The organism is Marinobacter sp. DUT-3, from assembly GCF_050379435.1.
In the GTDB taxonomy this organism is placed as follows: domain Bacteria; phylum Pseudomonadota; class Gammaproteobacteria; order Pseudomonadales; family Oleiphilaceae; genus Marinobacter.
In genome coordinates this window covers 337,318-356,654 of record NZ_JBNRMG010000004.1, presented here as the reverse complement: position 1 = coordinate 356,654, position 19,337 = coordinate 337,318, and the positions used below count along the sequence as shown (strand labels likewise).

Sequence of the window (19,337 nt, the reverse complement as noted above, 5' to 3'; positions counted from 1 at the left end):
GGGATGACCATTCCCCTGACTCCGGGTTAGCTTGAGGGCACTTTACGTGTCGCAAGAAACAGTCCTGCCAGTATTAACAGCCCGCCAATGATGTGAAAGTGCCCCAGCCGTTCCCCCAGGAAGACCCCCGCCAGTATCGATGCGAACACCGGCGTCAGGTACATGAACATGGCCGCCCTTGCAGGCCCCACCCGATGCACGCCGTGATTCCAGAATGCGTACGCCAGGATTCCGGGGAAGAAGGCAAAATACAATAATGGCGTGATCGTGGCGCGACCAACTTCGAACCCCCCTTTGAAGAACATCAGCTCTATCAGATAGAACGGCAATATAACCAGTGTGCCCAGGGCGATCTGGGTGGTCAGGAATGTCAGCGCAGGCAAGGGCACCGCCTGCCGTCTGAGCAGCACAGAGAACAGCCCCCAGCTGAACACTGCAGCCACCATGATCAGATCCCCGGGCTGGGCCTCGAGTTTCGTAAGCACCGACAACTGTCCACGGGCGACGACCGTCAGTATTCCCAGCACGGCCAACAGGATGCCCAGTAGCTGAACCGGGCGGGTCCGGTCACCCAGGAGCAGCCAGGCCAGCAAGGCAATGAAAATGGGAATGGTGGCGTTGATCAGGGCAATGTTGGTGGCACTGGTAGTGATGGCGGCGTAGTACAGCAGCGAGTTGAACGCTGCCACGCTGAAGGTGGCCAGTATAAGCATGGACCCCAGGTACTGGCGGATAACCTGACGGTGGCGCAACACGCCCGGGAGGCCGAAGGGCAGGATAACCGCCAGGGCGATCACCCATCGCCAGAATGACATGGACAAGGGCGGGATGCTGTCGACCGCACCCTTGGCAACCACAGCGTTGCCTGCCCAGAATAACGGTGTCAGTACCAGCCCAACGTAGGCCAGCCATATTGGCTTCGGGGAATGAATAGACACGCCAGCTCCTGTTGTCGTTCGAAAACGTCGGAAGCCGGTAGCATACTACTCGCCGGGAACTTCTGCCTCCGTACCAACGTGGTAGGCCGCAAAGCCGGCCATCACCACCTGATCCACGGCCATGCCAATGATGCGACCGTTGCTGGCCGCTCGGATAGGGTGCTGGGCGTTGGTGATAGGGTCGGCCACATAGCCCAGAACCTCACCTTCGGAAACACGGGCGCCGAGATCCACTTCACTGAACAGGATGCCGCCGTTTGGCACGCGGATCCAGTTGGAATCGTAGTAAACCGGTTCCGGGTCTCCCCAGACGAACATCCGGGAAATCATGCCTTCCTTTTCCAGCAGGCTGGTCAGGCTGTTTACGCCCGCATCAATCTGATGTTCCTGAATGCGGTGAGATTCGCCAGCTTCCATGGTCACGGTACGAATACCGGCTTCCACCGCCGCCGTGCGTAGCATGCCGGAGGAGCCTGAACTGTGGACCACCGCCATGCGGTCAAAGCCACGGGTGAAGGCTGCCACATCCGGATTGTTCATGTCCGCCCGCAACTGAGGCAGGTTTGTGCGCTTTTGTGAGCCGGTGTGGATGTCCACCAGCATGTCGCATTTGCGGATCACGCTCTCAAACAGTGAATGAGCAATGCGATCTGCCAGACTGCCATCCGGGCTGCCCGGAAAATGGCGATTCAGGTCACGGCGATCCGGCAGGTAGCGGGTACCTTGCTGGAAACCCGGCAGATTGACGATGGGAATGCCTACAACCCGGCCGGAGAGTTTCTCGGGGTTGAGGTCGTAGACCGTGCGGCGAACGATCTCGATGCCGTTGAGCTCGTCACCGTGAACCGCGCCGGTCAGGCACAGAGTGGGGCCCGCATTGACGCCATTGACCACCAGCACCGGTGTAGGCTGCGACAGTCCGGCAATCTGTATGTTCGGTGACCATGCCAGGCGCGTGGAGGTGCCAGGACGGACTTTGGATCCCAGCAGCTCGAAAGTACTGGCCGCTTCCGGTTCTTCTGTTTCAGAATCCGCTTCACTGTCAGCTTTCGAAGTGTCGGGCGCGTTGCCTGAGCCATCGGCGACTTCGATTTTTACATCGGCCCCGCCGGGTTCCAGGGAATCCCCGGCAGATTCACTGACCTCTTCTTCCCTGGGCGGCTCAGGGACGGGAGCGATCTCTTTGAGATCAATGTTGGGGGCGACCTTTTGGGGTTTCTTGCTTTCCGTCCCAGCAGACTCCGGCTGACGGGTATCCTCCTGATCGTCCCTCTGTGCTGCTTTTTCGCTTGCAGACCCGGCCCGTGAGCTTTTGCGGGGCTCGGAGTTCTCCACATCCTCAACGCTCTCGTCCTCTGCGAGCTCTGCCAGCAGGACTTCCTTGGCCTCTCCGTTCTGATTGGCCAAAACGGGATGCACGGTGATCAGAGCACCGAGTGACAGGCCGATGAATGTCAGGTTTTTGAACCGGTTAAACAGCATAATTCCTCTCAGGTCGGCAGCCAGTCGGGACAGCTCCCAGATCCGGCGGCGAAAACGGCCTCTAGGATAAAGCGCCCCTGCTATCATGAATACGGCTGTGACAAAGGTTTAATGCCACCTTCATGAAATCTTTGTGCATTCCCGCAAAATGACCTATGTAGTAGATCTACAGGCAACATTTTGCGTTCATGTGACACTTATACGTGCTGAAGGGAGTAAACTGTATGGATCTTTTGCGAATTTTGATTGCGATTTTGTTACCGCCGTTAGGTGTCTTTTTGCAGGTGGGTATCGGCAAGCACTTCTGGATCAACATCCTGTTGACCCTTCTCGGTTACATTCCCGGCATCGTTCACGCCGTCTACATCATTGCCAAAAAATAGGTGGAAGCGACAAGCCCGGGCAACGCCGGGCTTTTTCATTGCCTCCTGCCGATGGCAGACCAGTGATCACCTTTTTCCGCGGCCTTGCCATCCGCTTTCAGTTTCAGCAGGTGCGCGAGCGCCGAGCGTGCCGCAAGCCCGTGGATGGCCTGCGGTACGTCATCATAGGCCGCTGCCGTCAGATCCTTCAGAGTCACCGGAGCAAGCTGCTTCAGGGCCTTGGCTACCTTGTGCTCCCGCGCCAGCCGGTGGGTGATCAGGTAATCAATCACCGCTTCCGGTTGCCCCATCAGGAAACCGTGCGCCGGCGCAATATAGCGGACCGGTTCGGCCAGCAAATCGTACAAAGCCTCCAGGTACGCCTTCATATCCCCATCCGGCGGATTAATCACCACCGTGGACCCCTGCATGATGTGATCCCCGGAAAACAGCAGTTCCTGATCCAACAGCAGGTAGCAGATATGGTTTGAGGCGTGACCGGGCGTATGAATCGCCTTCAGAATGCCTGCGTCGGTAACGATCAGATCGCCGTGTTCCGGCTCATCGTCCGGTGCGAAGGTCTGATCCTGGGATGCACCAGCAGGCGCCGGCAACCCGAATACCCGGCATCCGGTCCTGGCTTTCAGCGCCGCGGTGGCCGGGGAGTGATCCCGGTGGGTATGGGTCACCACCACCTGATCAATCACTCCGCCGGTCAGCTCCAGGATGCGCTCAATGTGGGTTTCATCGTCCGGCCCCGGATCCAGCACCGTAAACCGTTCATGGCCGAACAGATAGGTATTGGTACCCGGCCCGGTCATCATCCCCGGGTTGGGCGCTGTCAACCGGATCACCCCGGCGGCGATCTCCACCGGTTCCCCGGGCACAATCTCCGCCCGGGTCGAACCTTCCCCTTCCGGGTCCAGCTTGGCGGCCTCGTCATAGGCCGGCGAACCGGGTTCCAGCATCACCGGCTTGCCCTTCTTCAGCGCCGGCCATGGCTGATCCGGGTATGGCTCCGGCGGATTGGCATGGGCATAGCGCATCACCGCGTCCGCGTTATCAAAGCTGCTCAACACCCGCAGCGTGCGAATCGTCGGCAGCCCCAGCAAACGTTCACCGTTGCGGTGTTCCTCTAACGCCAGGGCAGGACTGATCCACACATGATCAATCGTCTCCACGCCATCATGGCTGGCCACCTGGCCTTCCGGCGCGATCGTCACAAAAAACCGGGTATCAAACCGCCGCGGCGGTCCCGGAGGCGTGATCCAGTGCCCCAGATACGCCAACCGATCCAGCGGAATCGCCAACCCATGCTGCGCGCACAACTGCGCCAGAGACCGTTTGCCGCTGAACAGCGCCTGACGCTCACCATGAACCGGATGGTCTCCACCAATCGTCGCCCCGTCGGCATCCATTGCCACCAGAATGCCGGCCTCCTCAAAACACTCGCGCACCGCCGCGAGCATATAATCGGCACCGCCTTCGTCGACACTCATGGTCTGACTGATTTCCGAATCAGCCGGGCCAAGAGCGTGTTCGCGACCGAGAGGTTCCTGTTCATCCACCGCGCCGCCGGGAAACACAAAATAACCGGGCATGAAAACCGCGTCCCAGGTGCGTTGCAAAAGCAGCACCTGGAGACCTTCAGGGGTGTCGCGTGTCAGAACCAGCGTGGCAGCAGGGCGAATATCCATAGACTTTCCGTAATCGTTTTATTTGGGTGCGCTGACAAGGTTGGAACGATGGTAGGAAATGGCTTTCCAAAACTGTGCGGAGCCCAAGCGCCACATGGATGTGCTTGAGCATGTTTTGGAAAGCCATTTACTACCATCGCTACCCCCAAGTTAAGAGGCGCAAGGGATCACTAGCAAGATAACCGATTTCAATAAGAACGTCCTGAGATGACCACTAAAGTCCAAGAGCGTATGATTCCGCCCTCAAACTGAACTTGTATAGAAACAGGTACCCGACCGTGGCCCGTATAAAGCTCTCTTTTCCGGATGACGTTTTTTGTTTTGAAACCAAGATGCCGGTTCGGATCACCGATATCAACGGCGCCAATCATTTGGGCAACGACGCCCTCATATCCATGCTCTCGGAAGCTCGGGCCCAGTTCCTGGTGAAGTACGGCATCCAGGAAGCCGATCAGAATGGCGTGGGGATCATCGTTACTGACCTGGCCACCATGTACCAGTCCGAATCGTTTTTCCCGGAAATGCTGCGATTTGAGGTTGGGCTTATGGACTTCAACAAGTACGGGGGCGATTTCGTATTCCGCGTCAGCAAAGCCGAGAGCGGCCAACCGGTAGCACTGGCCAAGTACGGCTTTGTGTTCTTCAACTACCAGCGTAAGGCTGTTGTGCCAATGCCTGAAGACTTCCGTTCACGCTTCGCCTGATCGCTGGAGTTTAGCCATGCCGGCGCGGTAGAAGGTATAAGCCATCGCGCCGGCCATCAGATTGCCCACCAGCGCCCCGCTCATCAGGCCGGTAAGGCCGCTGATTTGGGAGCCAACCCAGAGCAGTGGCAGAAAACAGACGAACAGCCGTAACGTGGAAACCAGTAAGGCTCTCAGTGACAGGCCCAGGGCATTGCACACCGACACCATCAGCATGCAGACGCCCAGCCCGCTGTAACTGAGTGGCACCCGCACCAGATAGTTGCCCAGCACCTCCTGCACTTCGGCATCGCTGCTAAACAGCTGCGCCACCAGGCCGGAGGCCAATACCCAGATCAGGCCAATGGCCAACTGCCAGCCAACCACGAAACGCACAGCCAGCCGCACCAGTTTGCGAATCTGTCCGATGTCGCCGGCCCCCAGCATGCGCCCGATCATCGGCGGCATGGACATGGTCAGCGCCAACACCACCACTATCGAGAAAAACTCCAGGCGGGTTCCCAGCCCCCAGGCGGCGACAGCGGCAGACCCGAATCCCGCCACCAGGGCCGTGGCTAACATGGCCGAGGCTGGCGGCATCAGCTGGCTGACCATGGCTGGCGCCATGATGCCGTTGAGCTGCCTCAGTGCCTTGCCAAGGCTGAGTTGCCGCAACTGGAAGCTGATCCACTGGCGCTGGAACAGGATCGGGTAGATGACCAGAGCACCAATGCCAAAGGCCGTAATTGTTGCCCAGGCTGCTCCGGGAAGCCCCCAGCCAAAAACGAAGATGTACAGCGGATCCAGCGCGATGTTGAGCAGGCTGGTGGCGATCATCAGGTAGCCCGGCAGCTTGGTGTCGCCATGGGAGCGGCAGATGCTGTATCCGAAGTAGAGCATGGCGCCTGTCCAGGCGGACACCAGCCAGGGCGCCCAGTATTCGTTGATGACGGGCAGCAGCGACTGCTCCGCGCCGAGGAGGGTCAGAATGTGGGTTTGTAGTAACCAGACCGACGCGCACAGCAGCAGCGCCAGGGACGCACCCACGGTAATCACCAGTCCGCCCAGTCGCTGTGCCCTGAGTTCGTCGTTCTGGCCGAGGGTACGGGAAATGATGGCCGTGGTCGCAATGCCCAGGCCAACGTACATGCCGCTGACCAGTTGCTGCATGGGAACGGTAAAGCCAAGGGCGGCCAGTGGATCACGCCCCAGCTGACCCACAAAGGCACTGTCGGTCAACTGGAAGGTCATCAGTGAGAGCACCCCGAACAGCATGGGCCAGGTCATGGAAAACAGCTGGCGGGCGAGGGTGGTGTTGTCGGGTGGGGTGCTCACGGGTGGTCTGGTGCTCGGATCAGGTCTTTGAAGTGACGGTAGGTCGGGTTAGCGAAGCGTAACCCGACACTGAACAGGATCAAAGTACCTTCAGGGCTGCGTCATAATCCGGTTCGTTTTTGATTTCACTGACCAGCTCGCTGTGCAATACCTTGTTGCTTTCATCAAGCACTACCACCGCGCGGGAACACAGACCGGCCAGGGGGCCACTCTGGATGGCAACGCCATAGTCCTGCTGGAAGCTGTAGTTGCGGAAGGTGGAGAGGGTTTCGACGTCCTTGATTCCTTCGGCGCCACAGAAGCGGCCCGCTGCGAACGGCAGGTCGGCGGAGATGACGAGGACGACGGTGTTGTCCAGGCTGCCGGCTTTTTCGTTGAATTTGCGGGTGGATGCGGCGCACACGCCGGTGTCGATACTGGGGATGATGTTGAGGATTTTGCGTTTGCCGGCCCAGTTTTCGAGTTTAACTTCTTCCAGGCCGCTGCTTGTCAGGGTGAAGGGCGGGGCGTTGTCGCCGGGTGTGGGGAATTTCCCGCTGACTTCTATGGGGTTACCATCGAGGGTTACGTTGCTCATTGCGATGCTCCTGTTGTCTGGATTCTGCTAGGACAGCTTACTCTGTTTAGCTCAGATTGGGTGACTTTGCATCTCCGCCATACTGTATGGCAAGTTTTGAAAACTCTTCAACATTGGGAAAGATCGGCCAGGACAGCCCTGCCCAAAACACGCTCCTTCGGCACATCCTTGTGACGCTTGGGCTCCGCCATCCATGGCTCCGCACAGTTTTGGGCAGGGCTGTCCTGGCCGATCCCGATCTTGGGAGTTGCACTCTTTTTTCTTCTGACTACCGCGTCGATACTGGTTGTGATTCAAAACCAACTGCGGGGTGTCGCTGAACCAGTAGCAGGTAGCTGGCCAGAGCTGCGGCGGCGCTGGCGGCGATGATGGTGGCCATGACCAGGGAAGTGCCGTCGTGCAGGTGACCAACGAGTATGCCCGCCAGAGCGGCGACGGCCATCTGGGTGAAGCCGAACAGCGCGGACGCGGAGCCGGCCATGTGGGGGAAGTTGGCCATGGCGCCGGCCATGGTCTGGGGCAGGACCATGCCGACGCCGACCATGAACAGGGCCTGGGGCAGGATGACCGCCCAGACGCTGTAAATTTCGGCTACGGCGAGGCCGGCCATGATCGCGCCACCAACCACGGCGATGGTGAGGCCCCGCACCAGGATCTGGTCCGGTACCAGCCGGCTGCCGAGGCGGATGGCACTCAGGTTGCCGGTGACGTAGCCCACCACGATGCAGGCGAAGAAGAGTCCGAAATGCTCGGGCTCCACGCCCAGGAAATCGATCAGCACGAAGGATGAGCCGGACAGAAATGCGAACAGGCCGGAGAAAATCAGCGCGTTGGTCAGGGTATAACCGAGGAAGCTGATGTCCGTGGCGATGGTGCGGTAGTTTCGCAGCAGGCTACACAGCCGCAGGGGCTGGCGGTATTCCGGGCGCATGGGTTCGGGAATGCCGAAGGCCACCACCACGGCCATGATCAGTGCATAGCCGGCCAGTACGATGAAAATGGAGGCCCAGCCCAGGCCGGAGACCATAAACCCGCCGATGGTCGGTGCCACGGCAGGCGCCAGCGCCATGATGCTGGCCAGGATGGCCATGATGCGCGCAGCCTCACGTGGCGTGTAGATGTCACGAATCGCGGCTCGGCCCAGTACCGGGCCAGCGGAGCCGCCGAGGGCCTGCAGGAAGCGGCAGAGCATCAGAGTTTCGATATTGGTGGCGAAGGCACACCCAATGCTGGCGAGGGCAAATAGCAGAAAACCGCCGATCATAATCGGTTTGCGGCCAAAGCGGTCGGCCAGCGGGCCGCAAACCAATTGCGCCAGTGCAAATCCCATCATGTACAGGCTGAGGGTGAGCTGTACCTGATCGGTACCGGTGCCGAAATCGCTGCCGATCTGCGGCAGCGCCGGCAGATACATATCGGTGGCCAGCGGCCCTAGGGCTACAGCGGCAGCAAGTAATATCGTTGTCCAGACACTGGTCAGCGCAAGCATGAAGTTTCTCGGTCTGTTCTGAAAGTGAGCGAGCAGGTAGTGGGGAGGGGATTTCCGAAACCCTGCGGAGCCATGGATGGCGGAGCGGAGCGTACATGGATGTATTTACAGCGTGTTTCGGAAAGCCCCTCCCCACTACCTGCGACCTACTCGGAGTCAGGGAAGTGTACGCCCGTGCGTCTCAGGGATAACGGCTTATCGCTTCATACAACGTATGAACGAAATCGATTGATTATTCGTTTAGACCATTCATCGTCGCCGCCACGGCGTTGACCTGGTTGCGAAGCCAGCGGTGGGCGGGGTCGTTCTGGTTGCGGCGGTGCCAGAGCATCAGCAGCGTGAAAGGTTTGAAGTCGAAGGGCAGGGGAACCGAGGCGAAGCCCCTGAGTAAGTGATTACTCATACGTTCCGGTGCGGTAGCCAGCATATCGGTACCACGCAGGAATTCCGGCAGACCTGAGAAATTGGACACGGTGACCACATTGCGCCGGGTCAGCCCGCGGGTGTTCAGTGACGTTTCCAGAGCCGGCTTTTCACCGGTGGCGAACAACAGGGACACATGGTCCGCCTTGAGGTATTCCGTCGTGTCCTGTGGCGGCTCGCGGTAATCCGGATCGTAGAACACCACCATACGGTCGGCCATCAATCCACGTTGCATGATATCCGTCGCCTCTGGGGCGTGGGGCGAGATGATCAGGTCGCAGACATCCTTGCGGAGCATGTCGGCAGTCGGAATGCCGGAGGGAATCACCTGCAGCCGAATGCCTGGAGCCTCCCGCCGCAGGGTACTGACCAACCCGGGTAACAGCAGATCACGCTGGTAATCGTTGGCGGCGATGGTGAAGGTGAACTCCGCGGTCGCGGGCGTGAACGGCGGTCCGCTGGACAGGGACTGCAGGTCATCCAGTATCTGGCGGATATGGGGCCCCGCCCGCAGCGCGTACTGGGTCGGCGCAATGCCGCGTCCGGACTTTACAAACAACGGGTCCCCGAGTGACTGGCGCAACCGGTCCAGGGTGTGACTCACGGCCGACTGGCTGACCCCCAGGCGAATGGCCGCGCGGGAAACGCTGCCTTCATCAAGCACCGTCAGAAAGGTGCTCAGGGAGCGAGTGTCGAGGTTTAATGTATCGATGCCGTTCATGGATCGCAGTGTAATCCACTTACACCCTGGTCGCATACACAAAGTAGGATCCCTGAACTAGTGTATGGTGAGTGATCGCTCAATAATGTCAGGAGGCACCATGACGCTCAAACTTGCGTTCGATGTATACGGCACGCTGGTCGATCCCATGGGCATGGCGGATCTGTTAGAGCAGGACGCCGGAGAAAGTGCAGAGGCCGTCAGTGCCTTGTGGCGGGAGAAGCAACTGGAGTTCTCTTTTCGCAAAGGTCTGATGCGGGTCTACGAAGACTTCGGCGTCTGCACCCGTCAGGCCCTGCGGTACGCCATGGCCACCTACAAACTGGACCTGACCAGCGACCGCGAAGACGAGCTCATGGCCGCCTACCTCTCCCTGCCGGCCTTCGACGACGCACTGCCGGCCCTGAAAGCCCTGAAAGGCGATTATCCGCTGTTCGCATTCTCTAACGGAAGCTATCCGGCATTGGAAAAAGTACTGGGCCATAATAATCTGCTGGATCAGTTCGAAGGCCTGGTTTCCGTTGACGATATCAAGAGTTTCAAACCTGACCCGGCCGTATACACCTATGCCAGAAGGGCAACGGGAGCCTGGGACGAACCGCTATGTCTGGTATCGAGTAATGCCTGGGACGTGATTGGCGCACGAGCCGCCGGCTTGAAAGCGGTCTGGGTGCAGAGAGATACCAACAAAGTCTTTGAAGACTGGGGCATAGAGCCGTCAGCGGTAATAAACAGTCTTTCAGAGCTGCCCGCGGCCCTTAAGCACCTCTAGAAAGGAATTCCGGAGCCCGTCAGCGCTGTAGCCCCCGGGTCATCAGGTTGATGCTCTCATCCAGCGTCCGCTTGCCGGTCAGTTCGTCGTCGCCGCTGCAGATTTCCAGCAGCACGGCGCCATGCACCACGGCCCACAGGGTACGGACGGTGGCATCGGGATCCGCGGTGACACGGAATCGGCGCTCGGCCATGCCAGTCTTTAGGAAGTTGGCAAACAGCTCAAACGCGGTCGACCTGGACAATACGCCGAACAGGTCGGCCTCAATGGCAATGGGGGTGCTGGCCGCCAGGAACAGGGCGCGATCGGAGCAGGCCAGTTCACGGTAGATGTGGGCAGCCTGTCGCAGCATGGCTTCCGGCGGTGTCTCGGGGAGGGCTGCCATCAGCCTGCGTTGCCATTCTTCCACCCAGGCCTCGTAGAGCGCACGGATCAGGCCAGGTTTGTCACTGAACAGGGATTCGACGGTCGACAGTGGCGTATTGCTTTTCTCCGCCAGTGCCTCGAGAGTGAGTGCGGCCATACCGTCGCTGCGAACAATGTCGCGGGCGATGGCAACCAGTTGTTTACGTTCGGCCTGGGGAGCGGAATCGGTTTTTGTTTCCTCTGACTTCGGGGGCATGGAATCCTTCCTTTTCGGTCAGGGTGTCTTCAGTTTTCCTTCCCTAATAGTAGCACCCTGCCGGCTAACCCGGACGATGAAAACTCAGTCAGATCGCTCCGCCAACCATTCTGCCAGTTCCAGCCAGCTTTCCCGAGGCGCCTTGCTGCCTGCCAGAATCCCCATATGCCCGCCGGGCGCCACGCGGAACGTCTTGTCAGCAGAGCTGACATGATCCATCACCCGCTTGGCCGCACCGGGTGTCGCCAGAGTGTCCTCCTGACCGGCGATGGCCAGTAAGTTGGCATTCACATTTTCCAGGCGGGCGACATCTTCACCAATCTGAATTTCACCTTGCGACAGCTGATTGTCGATCCAGATCCGCACCACCGTGTCCTGAATAACCCCGCCCGGGTATGCCACCATCCGGTCGAGAAACGCCGACGTCGTCGCGTGGTTACTGACAAACTCCCGGTCACCCAGCCGCACAATCAGCTCCCAGTACCCCATCACACTGCCGATCGGATTGGTCAGCTTGAAACCGATGGTATTGGCCCAGCCCGGTGTGTGAAACCAGTGGGGTTTGACATCGTGGATGCGAAAACCGGTGCGCTTGCGCACAAAATCCGCGACATCCGCCACCCGCTGGTACATAAGCCCCATCAGACCGGACGCGTGACTGTCGATGGGCAAACCCAGAACCACCGCATTGCGGATGTGCTGATCCTTGCTAAGGGCGGAGTAAAACAGCGTAAACATGCCGCCCATGCTCCAGCCATGCAGCGACAACTCCTGCTCGCCACTGTGTTCCCGTACCCGGTTCAGATAGGCCGGCAAAAACTCCGCGACATAGGTGTGCAGATTGTAGTGACTGTGCTGACGGGTCGGGATACCCCAGTCGATCAGGTACACCTCAAATCCTTTCGCCCGCAGGAAGCGCACCAGACTGCGCTGGGGAAACAGGTCGTAGATCAGCATATTCACCGCCAGTGGCGGCACAATCACAATCGGCGTCTTGTGAGCGGTGCGCTCCACCGCAATGGTCTCGCCATCCAGCTCGATAAAATCCTCCGCCAGCGGCGGGTAATACCGCAGACTGACCAGTCCATCGGTATACAGCGTTTCAAACGGCGTTTGCCCCGCCTGCACCAGGCTGGCGGCGCGGAAAACACGGTCGAAGGCATTGCCGGCGTACAGGGCCGTTTGCCGGGTGAGCCCCGACGCTTTGTCAGCCATGGATTTGAAGAGGTTTGGCATGGGGATGTCCATAGTGGGATTCGCAACTCACGTTGATGCTTGACGTTTTCGTGAAGGCTACCGCTGCAATTTGAATTGAGCTATGGCATCACCGTCACATAGTCAGGGCACACCGGTCACTTCGGGCCACTGCCCAATCACCATTCTGGTTGATATGATTGCACCCCATTGGAAACAACAACCAAAACAGGACCACCATGCTCAGCTTTCTGCCTGCTCCCATTATCGGCGTCCTCAGCTCCATCCTGCTGGGAATCAACACTCTGTTCTGGTGCCTGCTGCTCTACATTCCGGCGCTGTTGAAACTGGTCATCCCACACCAGGGCTTCCGCGTGCTCTGCACCCGCGTCATTATCTGGATCTCCGAATCCTGGGTGGCCTGCAACACCGGATGGATGAAACTGACCCATGGCACCCGCTGGGAGGTGAAAGGCGCGGAGAATCTGCAGCGGGAAAGCTGGTACCTGGTGCTCAGTAACCACCAGAGCTGGGTCGATATCTTCGCCATGCAGCGGGTATTCAATCGCCGCGCGCCGTTTCTGAAGTTCTTCCTGAAGCAGCAGCTGATCTGGGTACCGGTGATTGGTCTGGCGTGGTGGGGGCTGGATTTCCCGTTCATGAAGCGCTACACCCGGGACTACCTGATCAAACATCCCGAGAAGCGTGGTGAAGATCTCAAGGCCACCCGCAAGGCCTGCGAAAAGTTCCGTTATACCCCGGTCAGTGTCATGAATTTCGTTGAAGGCACGCGGTTCACCCAGGCCAAGCATGACAAGCAGAAATCCCCCTACACCCACCTGCTCACTCCCAAGGCCGGCGGCGTTGCCTTCGTGCTGGACGCCATGGGCGACTCCATCGAGACGCTGGTGGACGTCACCATTGCCTACCCCGGGGGTGCGCCCAGCTTCTGGGACTTCATCTGTGGTCGGGTAGGGGAAGTGAAAATGGAGATCCACACCGCGACCATCCCGGAACACCTGAAGGGGCGGGATTATTCAACGGATGCGGAGCATCGCAGGAACGTGAAGGATTGGCTCGCCGACCAGTGGCGAGCCAAGGATGAACGCCTGTCTGTGATGCTGGGTGAATCTGACAGCGTTTAATCAGTTAGCGAGGTCTGGATACACCTGTTTGGTTGCGGTGAAGACCTCGTCAAAATTCTCGTCGTTGCCATGCTTCAGCCTGAGGTATCGGGCCATATCAGCAAGTGAGTTGAAGCTCATGTCGGATGTGGCTCTGATGTGCTCCCAGCCCCCAGAGGTTTCTATCGCAGCACTGCGTCCAATAGCCTCGCCAATCGCGGAGCCAGCCATGCTCACGACAGCCACGACTGCAAAGCTTTCCCCCAGTTCTCTTGCGATGGATCCGGCGGTAGCTGCACCAGTCGTTGAGCCAATCTGGGCCCCTATTCCTGCGTTAATTGCCTGATTGACCCATTCTGCAGTGACTCCGTCGCTGGTATAGGGGGACAGAAACTTCCCTGAATTGTCCGGAATAATATTTTTGCTTGCCAGCTCCAGCCTATTGTCATCGATAGGAGGGTATTCTCTGGCTATAAGAGTCTCGTCGAAATCTCGCGATTCCATGAGTGCCAGAATCCTCTCCAGACGAATTGCACGTCTGCGTTGGCTTTGCGCGAAGGTGACTGAATTTTTTTCGATGAGCTGGCCCAGACGCTCTTTTGACGAGTCACGAACGAAAATGACGACGTCAATCGCGGAGACGCCACGCTTATCTTTCAGGTGAGGATCAGCGCCCAATTCCATCAGTCGTTCCACGGCAGCGGGCGTCATTGATGCCGAATGGTGAAGAACCGTCTCACCTTGAGAGGTTCGCTGTTTGACGTCGGCTCCAGCGGCCACGAGGGCCTCCACGGATTCGAGGGTTTTGGCGAAGAAAATTGCGGGTAAGTCGCCTTTTTCTACGAGACTAATGGATAGGTTCGCATTGTATGAGGTGAGAAGTTCGAAGAGATCTTTATTAAAGCCGTCGTTATCAGTACCCCGGATGAAGGCTTCTTTGTCAGCAATGAAAGCTTTGTGTAGAGGACGAACGCCGTCGTACAAAACCATGTTGGGGTCAGCGCCTTCCGCGAGCGCTTGTCTTGCCAATCCAATATCCTGTTCGCCAATAAATGCATTTTGCAGTTTCATATTTGGCGTCGTGCAGCCCGAAAGCCACATCATCGTCAATGTGAGGCACAAACATGCCGCTGTCTTTATGTAGCGTTTGATCATAATAGCTGTTCTCGAAAAACACTTGGATTCGGTCCGAAAGCGCCAGACAGGCATCAGCTTGTGCTCTGTTCACTCGCGGCTGACTGCAGGCCCGAAATCCGGGAAGTCGTCGATTTTATAATTCCGCCAGAGTCTGCAATGCCAATTCCTGCCCCACATCCCGCATGGACAAGCGCTTCTCGCGTTTCTCGAAACCGTTCTCCGTGGCAATCCAGCGGCGGTCTTCCTCGGTTTCCGGCGGCATGCCGTTGGAGCTGACCATGGTGCGGACCGAGCCGTCTTTGACGTTCAGAACGCGGATCTGGAAGTCATCGGAGGCCACTTCGCTGAGTACCAGCAGGTAATCCGCGTGCTGGTCGAGGGCGCGCATTTCCAGCCGTGCCTGGTCCGGTGACAGACGCTCGAAGGTGCCATCCTCTAGGGCGTTGTCGGTAATGCGCATGATGGCATCACGGTCGACAACTTTGACCCCGGCGCGGTTCAGCTGGGAGACAAAACCGCTTTGCAGGTCAAAGGCAGGTGCGGCGGGGCCAGAACGTCTGCTGGAGCGTGTTTCGCTCTGAACCGCAGCGCGGGAGTCGCTATCCAGATTCACATCGCCCTCAGGAACTTCACCCCGCAGGCTGCCTGCCCCGGACACGACCACCCGGCGGCGGCTGGCCCAGTCACTGACCTGATCGTTGAACTCCCGGTTCCAGAAGACCGCCATTCTGGGATTGTTCTGGCCCATACCCCGCTGAAAGCGCTCAAGAATGCTGTCGGCCGACTCCGACCGCCGGGAGGCATTGGCCTCGTTCATCAGGTCGTCTGCTGTCAGGGGTTTCTGAGGCGCCGCTTTCATGGGTGCTGGGGCGTGGTCACTGGCAGCCTGGGCCGCCAGTGGTAACAGGCTGGCCGTCATGGCCGCGACAAGGAGTCGTTTCATCATTTGAGCTCCCTGACTTCCACCCGGTACTTCAGCGGTTGGGTGCTGGTGGACAGGGTCTTGTAGGCACTCACGCTGTTGGCGGGAATGGTAGAGCGCTGCCAGGTGGGTTTGGCGTCCACCGGTACGCCATCCTGGTCAAAGAACTGGGTACGGGCCTCGATGCGGTAGTCGTAGTCGGTGTGATTGCGCAGAACCGCAAACACTTCGGTGGTGCCGGTTTCGGTGCGGCGACGGCCATGGTTCTCCACCGACAGGCGATAGGTTTGTCCGCTTCCCATGATGCCTTCATGCCAGGTGCGGCTCAGATCGTAATCGGTGAACACCACGGTGTTGTATTCTACGGGGGCGGTGCGCCCTTCCAGTTTGGTGGAGCTGCTGGGCATGGACGTGCAGCCGGCCACCAACAGGGTGGTTGCGGCGGTCATTGCAATCAGTGTTCGAAACATGGGGTTTCTCCTTTGCCTGTCAGGGCCGCCGGGACGTGGCAAGCGCCAGTCCCTGGCCACGGCCGTCGAAGTGGAATTCAGTGGTATCGGTCAGGCCGGGGATAGGCTCGCCGTTCTTGTCCAGGAAGCGCACCGTCACCTGCTGGCCGGGCTCTGCGGTCACCGGAATGATGTGCAGGGTGTCCGGCAAGGCTTCCCAGTAGCGGATGTCGGCGCGCACGTTGGCGGAGGCGGACATGCCCTGGGCCGCCACGCTGACCAGGCTGATGGCGGCGAAGCCGGCGCCGATCACACCACCGGCGGCGGCACTGGCTCCAGCCAGTAGGTTGTTCTGGCTCACGGCGCTGAGGTTGGTGCCAACGTCCCGTGTGGTTTCCTTGTACTGGACCTGGCCTTCCACGATGCGGTCAATGGCGCGACCGCCCCGGGTGGAAGCCTGGAAATAGATATCCTCCATGGGATAGACAGTTTCCCAGCCGTCATTGGTCTGCCACTGGGCGCCAAAATCCGGGAAGTTCTTGCCGCGGCGATAAACCAGCTGATAGTGGCCGACACCGTCCCCCAGCTTGCGGGGGGAGTGGCCGGTTTCCACAATCAGCAATGCATTGTGTTCTTCCGATGGAATGGGGGCGTCCGGGCGAAACGCCTTCAGCTCCTCGAAATGCTCTTCCGCCAGCTTGTTGCTGTCCATCTGCATGGCCGCCCAGCCGGCGAGGTAGATCAGCGCCGCGAAATCCGCGCTGTTCTGTTCCTCCTCGGCGAAGGCATCCTGGAGCAGGCCGCCAATGAAGCTGGCACGGGCGTTACCGTAGTCTCCCTGATCCAGAAAGGTCAGGCCCAGATAGAGGTACACCATGGAACGCTCGTAGGGTTCACCCTTGAAGTCCTTTTCGGCTTCTTCATACCAGACGCTGCGAGCTTTGCGGGCAGCATCATCGCCAGCGTAGATGCTTTCGATGCTGACCCGTGCACGATCCAGCGCCCGCCTGGCCTCGTCGATATGGCCCGCGCGATAGGCCCTGAGGCCAATCTCCATCAGGTTGAGCACCTCGTTACGGCGGCCTTCCTCATAGAGATTGCGAAAGTCCGCCTGAAGCACGGCGGGTTTGCTGGCGATGATCTGCTCCTGTTCGTCGGAGAGACTCGCGCGGTCGTAGGTCTTGGGGCCGGTGGCGCAACCCGCCAGCGACATCGACAGGATTGCGCTGGCCAGCAGTGCCGGTCGGTTCCTAGCGGTAAACCACATCATCACGCCCCGCCTTGCGCATTTCGTAGAGCCCGCTCCAGACGATGGTGCCCAGCTCCATATCCACCATTTCAAAGGTGAGCTGGCTGTAGCGAGACTGGGTGCCGTCACTGCGATCAGAGGCGTCCAGGGAGGTAATCCGACCCGCCAGGCGATAGTCCGCTCCGGCCTGGGCGGCGGTTTCGCGAATCGTGCCGCCATCCACGGCGCCATCCCGTTTCAGGTCGCGCTCTTTCTGGACCATGCCGGCGTATTCACGGCCGACAAAAATCATGCGGCCATTGGCGGCGCGGTTAAGCTCAATGCGCAGACGGTCCGTCAGCATGTTGGTGTTGATCACCGACGAGCTTTCGTTTCGCATGTACTCGTTATCAATGATGATGCGCGGCGGGACATCACGCCCGGCGAGCATCCGGTTGGCCAGCATGTCGCGCATCATTTCGTCGGTAACCGCGACAATGTCCTGGCTTTCAATGCCGACACCGCCAACCTTGCCGGTGGTGGAGGCATCTTCATACACCGTCGCCTCGCCACGGGTGTTATCAATATTGCTGGCGCAACCCGCCGCCAGGGAAACCGACAATGCCAGGCCCGCTGCCTTGGCAAATGGGGAGATGGAACGCATAAATTAACTCCGGTCAGATGAATCAGGGAACCGGCGGAGCAGGAGCTCCGCCGGTGTTAATCAGTAGGCTGTTGCCAGGGCGCCCTCGAGTTCCGGGTATACCTGCAGGGTTACTTGCATGGCGTCGCCATAAGTCGGCTCCCGACCGTATTTCTGTGTCAGGTACACAGCCATGTCCCGCAGGGAATCAAAGCTCATGTCGGAAGAGTCGCGGATGGTTTCCCAGCCGCCGGAAGCGGAAATGGCAGCCTCGCGACCGGCGTCCTCGCCCATCTGGGAGCCGATTATGCCGCCTATCAGCCCGGCAAACGGGACCGAGTCCAGTACCTGATTAGCGACCATGCTGCCGGCAGCCGCACCAACACCGGAGCCAACGGTACTGCCCATGCTGGCGTTGGTGCCGATATTGACCCATTCAGCCAGAACCCCATCGGAGGTGTACGGGCTCATGTATTCACCCTGATTGTCGCGGCGCACCATTTTGGTCAGCAGGTCATCGGACATGGGTTTGGCGGCGATAGCGGGCATGGTCATGCCGGAGCAGGCGCCGTCATCCACCATTTCGCCATACTGGAAACAGGTTCTGCGTTGGCCCTCGGGGAGCAGGTAGTTGGTCATCCAGCCGTGAGTGACATCATTCAGCATGTTTGTTGAGCTGGTGAGCCGGCTGCCCATGTAACTGTCGACCCGGGCTTGCGGCCCCATGGCGGTTTGCTGGTTCCTGCGAACCAGGGTCGTTGTGGTGTTGGCTGCCGGGTTGGCAGTCAGGATAAGGTGGGTGTCGGATTCGACGCCTGCTTTAAAGACGCCGGAGGTTGCTGTCAGGGTCTGGATGTTCACCGTCTGACCGTTATAGGAACTGGCGGAATTCTGGCGGGTCAGGAAACGCGCTTCACCCTCAAGTTCTCCGCTGTTGGCAGTGGCTTCAGTACGTACCTTTGCTTTGCTTGTCGAACTGCTGGCATCGGTGGTGACGGTCTGGGTGTAACTGCCAACGCCAACGAACGGTCCCTCAGGCATGCCATTGACGCACTCGCCCTCGAGAAGTTTCACAGATTCAATGCGGGTGTCTTGCTCCATCTCAAACTGTTCGCCGTGGCGGGCCTGTATGGCTTTGATTTCAGCCTCGGATTTGCCATGGGTCACCATCCATTGCCCGGCGGTGTTCAGTTCGCAGTCGATGGCATCGGTGGTATCAAAGTAATTGTCCGGAGACGCCCGGAATTGCTGGAAGCTTGTGCGCAGCGCTTTGTGCCGTTGTTGCAGATCCTCATCGGTAAATTGAGGTGAGGATTGCAGTTCCGCCTGACTGACGGTTGCCATGGAGCCGCCCATGTAGGCTGGGTTTGTCGCCAGGCAGCCAGTTAGAGTTGTTGAAAGTATGACAATGCCGAGTAGTGACTTCTTGTTGCTCATCGTTCCGTCCGCTGTGTTGCTGTGTATCCGGACCGCGTCAAATTTTGTGACGCGGTTCTCCTGTTGCATTACAGATACTTCATGCTGGCGGTTACGGAATCC

The 19,337-nt window shown here is 58.9% G+C and carries 19 protein-coding genes; 4 read left to right on the top strand and 15 right to left on the bottom strand.

What is annotated here, in order from left to right; all coding sequences use genetic code 11:
- Window positions 1-26 precede the first annotated feature (26 nt).
- Window positions 27-938, bottom strand: a complete 912-nt coding sequence (locus ACQUWM_RS09965; protein ID WP_428922030.1) for a DMT family transporter — start codon at window positions 936-938, stop codon at window positions 27-29.
- 45 nt (window positions 939-983) lie between these two features.
- Window positions 984-2,420, bottom strand: a complete 1,437-nt coding sequence (locus ACQUWM_RS09960; protein ID WP_428922029.1) for a succinylglutamate desuccinylase/aspartoacylase family protein — start codon at window positions 2,418-2,420, stop codon at window positions 984-986.
- A gap of 224 nt (window positions 2,421-2,644) precedes the next feature.
- Between ACQUWM_RS09960 and ACQUWM_RS09955 the strand changes: the two genes are divergently transcribed.
- Window positions 2,645-2,803: a YqaE/Pmp3 family membrane protein gene (locus ACQUWM_RS09955; protein ID WP_144777495.1), complete on the top strand. Its 159-nt coding sequence runs from the start codon at window positions 2,645-2,647 to the stop codon at window positions 2,801-2,803.
- A 35-nt stretch (window positions 2,804-2,838) separates the two neighbouring features.
- Here ACQUWM_RS09955 and ACQUWM_RS09950 read toward each other — a convergent pair whose 3' ends face one another.
- Entirely contained in the window at window positions 2,839-4,479 is a 1,641-nt protein-coding gene (locus tag ACQUWM_RS09950; RefSeq protein ID WP_428922028.1) for an MBL fold metallo-hydrolase, read from the bottom strand.
- Between the two features lie 278 nt (window positions 4,480-4,757).
- Between ACQUWM_RS09950 and ACQUWM_RS09945 the strand changes: the two genes are divergently transcribed.
- Window positions 4,758-5,183 (top strand): thioesterase family protein, encoded by a 426-nt coding sequence (locus tag ACQUWM_RS09945; protein ID WP_428922027.1) that lies wholly within the window; start codon window positions 4,758-4,760, stop codon window positions 5,181-5,183.
- Here the strand turns inward: ACQUWM_RS09945 and ACQUWM_RS09940 are convergent.
- From ACQUWM_RS09940 to ACQUWM_RS09925, 4 genes are all read right to left on the bottom strand, one after another.
- Window positions 5,169-6,449, bottom strand: coding sequence for an MATE family efflux transporter (locus tag ACQUWM_RS09940; protein WP_428922108.1), 1,281 nt, complete (start codon window positions 6,447-6,449; stop codon window positions 5,169-5,171). The genes ACQUWM_RS09945 and ACQUWM_RS09940 overlap by 15 nt on opposite strands.
- A gap of 127 nt (window positions 6,450-6,576) precedes the next feature.
- Window positions 6,577-7,074 carry a thiol peroxidase gene (gene tpx, locus ACQUWM_RS09935; protein WP_406998737.1) on the bottom strand — a complete coding sequence of 166 codons (498 nt, stop codon included), beginning with the start codon at window positions 7,072-7,074 and terminating at the stop codon, window positions 6,577-6,579.
- Window positions 7,075-7,342: 268 nt separating this feature from the next.
- Entirely contained in the window at window positions 7,343-8,563 is a 1,221-nt protein-coding gene (locus ACQUWM_RS09930; protein WP_428922026.1) for a Bcr/CflA family multidrug efflux MFS transporter, read from the bottom strand.
- 232 nt (window positions 8,564-8,795) lie between these two features.
- Window positions 8,796-9,707: a LysR family transcriptional regulator gene (locus ACQUWM_RS09925; RefSeq protein WP_428922025.1), complete on the bottom strand. Its 912-nt coding sequence runs from the start codon at window positions 9,705-9,707 to the stop codon at window positions 8,796-8,798.
- A gap of 100 nt (window positions 9,708-9,807) precedes the next feature.
- Between ACQUWM_RS09925 and ACQUWM_RS09920 the strand changes: the two genes are divergently transcribed.
- Window positions 9,808-10,479 (top strand): haloacid dehalogenase type II, encoded by a 672-nt coding sequence (locus ACQUWM_RS09920; RefSeq protein WP_428922024.1) that lies wholly within the window; start codon window positions 9,808-9,810, stop codon window positions 10,477-10,479.
- Window positions 10,480-10,498: 19 nt separating this feature from the next.
- Here the strand turns inward: ACQUWM_RS09920 and ACQUWM_RS09915 are convergent, their stop codons facing one another.
- Window positions 10,499-11,101 carry a TetR/AcrR family transcriptional regulator gene (locus ACQUWM_RS09915; protein WP_406998745.1) on the bottom strand — a complete coding sequence of 201 codons (603 nt, stop codon included), beginning with the start codon at window positions 11,099-11,101 and terminating at the stop codon, window positions 10,499-10,501.
- An 84-nt stretch (window positions 11,102-11,185) separates the two neighbouring features.
- Window positions 11,186-12,337 carry an alpha/beta fold hydrolase gene (locus tag ACQUWM_RS09910; RefSeq protein WP_428922023.1) on the bottom strand — a complete coding sequence of 384 codons (1,152 nt, stop codon included), beginning with the start codon at window positions 12,335-12,337 and terminating at the stop codon, window positions 11,186-11,188.
- A 197-nt stretch (window positions 12,338-12,534) separates the two neighbouring features.
- On the opposite strand from ACQUWM_RS09910, the gene ACQUWM_RS09905 reads away from it, so the two are divergent.
- Window positions 12,535-13,440, top strand: coding sequence for an acyltransferase (locus ACQUWM_RS09905; protein ID WP_406998749.1), 906 nt, complete (start codon window positions 12,535-12,537; stop codon window positions 13,438-13,440).
- Here the strand turns inward: ACQUWM_RS09905 and ACQUWM_RS09900 are convergent, their stop codons facing one another.
- The 6 genes from ACQUWM_RS09900 to ACQUWM_RS09875 form a co-directional block, all read right to left on the bottom strand.
- Window positions 13,441-14,574 (bottom strand): ankyrin repeat domain-containing protein, encoded by a 1,134-nt coding sequence (locus tag ACQUWM_RS09900; protein WP_428922022.1) that lies wholly within the window; start codon window positions 14,572-14,574, stop codon window positions 13,441-13,443.
- A 115-nt stretch (window positions 14,575-14,689) separates the two neighbouring features.
- On the bottom strand, window positions 14,690-15,502 hold the full coding sequence (locus ACQUWM_RS09895) for a hypothetical protein (protein ID WP_406998755.1): 813 nt from the start codon (window positions 15,500-15,502) through the stop codon (window positions 14,690-14,692).
- The gene (locus ACQUWM_RS09890; RefSeq protein WP_428922021.1) at window positions 15,499-15,948 is read right to left on the bottom strand and encodes a YcfL family protein; all 450 of its coding nucleotides are present in this window, start codon (window positions 15,946-15,948) and stop codon (window positions 15,499-15,501) included. The genes ACQUWM_RS09895 and ACQUWM_RS09890 overlap by 4 nt, the downstream gene beginning before the upstream one ends.
- Before the next feature lie 19 nt (window positions 15,949-15,967).
- Entirely contained in the window at window positions 15,968-17,197 is a 1,230-nt protein-coding gene (locus ACQUWM_RS09885; protein WP_428922020.1) for a hypothetical protein, read from the bottom strand.
- Window positions 17,178-17,819 (bottom strand): penicillin-binding protein activator LpoB, encoded by a 642-nt coding sequence (locus ACQUWM_RS09880; protein WP_406998761.1) that lies wholly within the window; start codon window positions 17,817-17,819, stop codon window positions 17,178-17,180. Before ACQUWM_RS09880 ends, ACQUWM_RS09885 begins: the two co-directional genes overlap by 20 nt.
- Before the next feature lie 60 nt (window positions 17,820-17,879).
- Window positions 17,880-19,235, bottom strand: coding sequence for a hypothetical protein (locus ACQUWM_RS09875; protein WP_428922019.1), 1,356 nt, complete (start codon window positions 19,233-19,235; stop codon window positions 17,880-17,882).
- Window positions 19,236-19,337 lie beyond the last annotated feature (102 nt).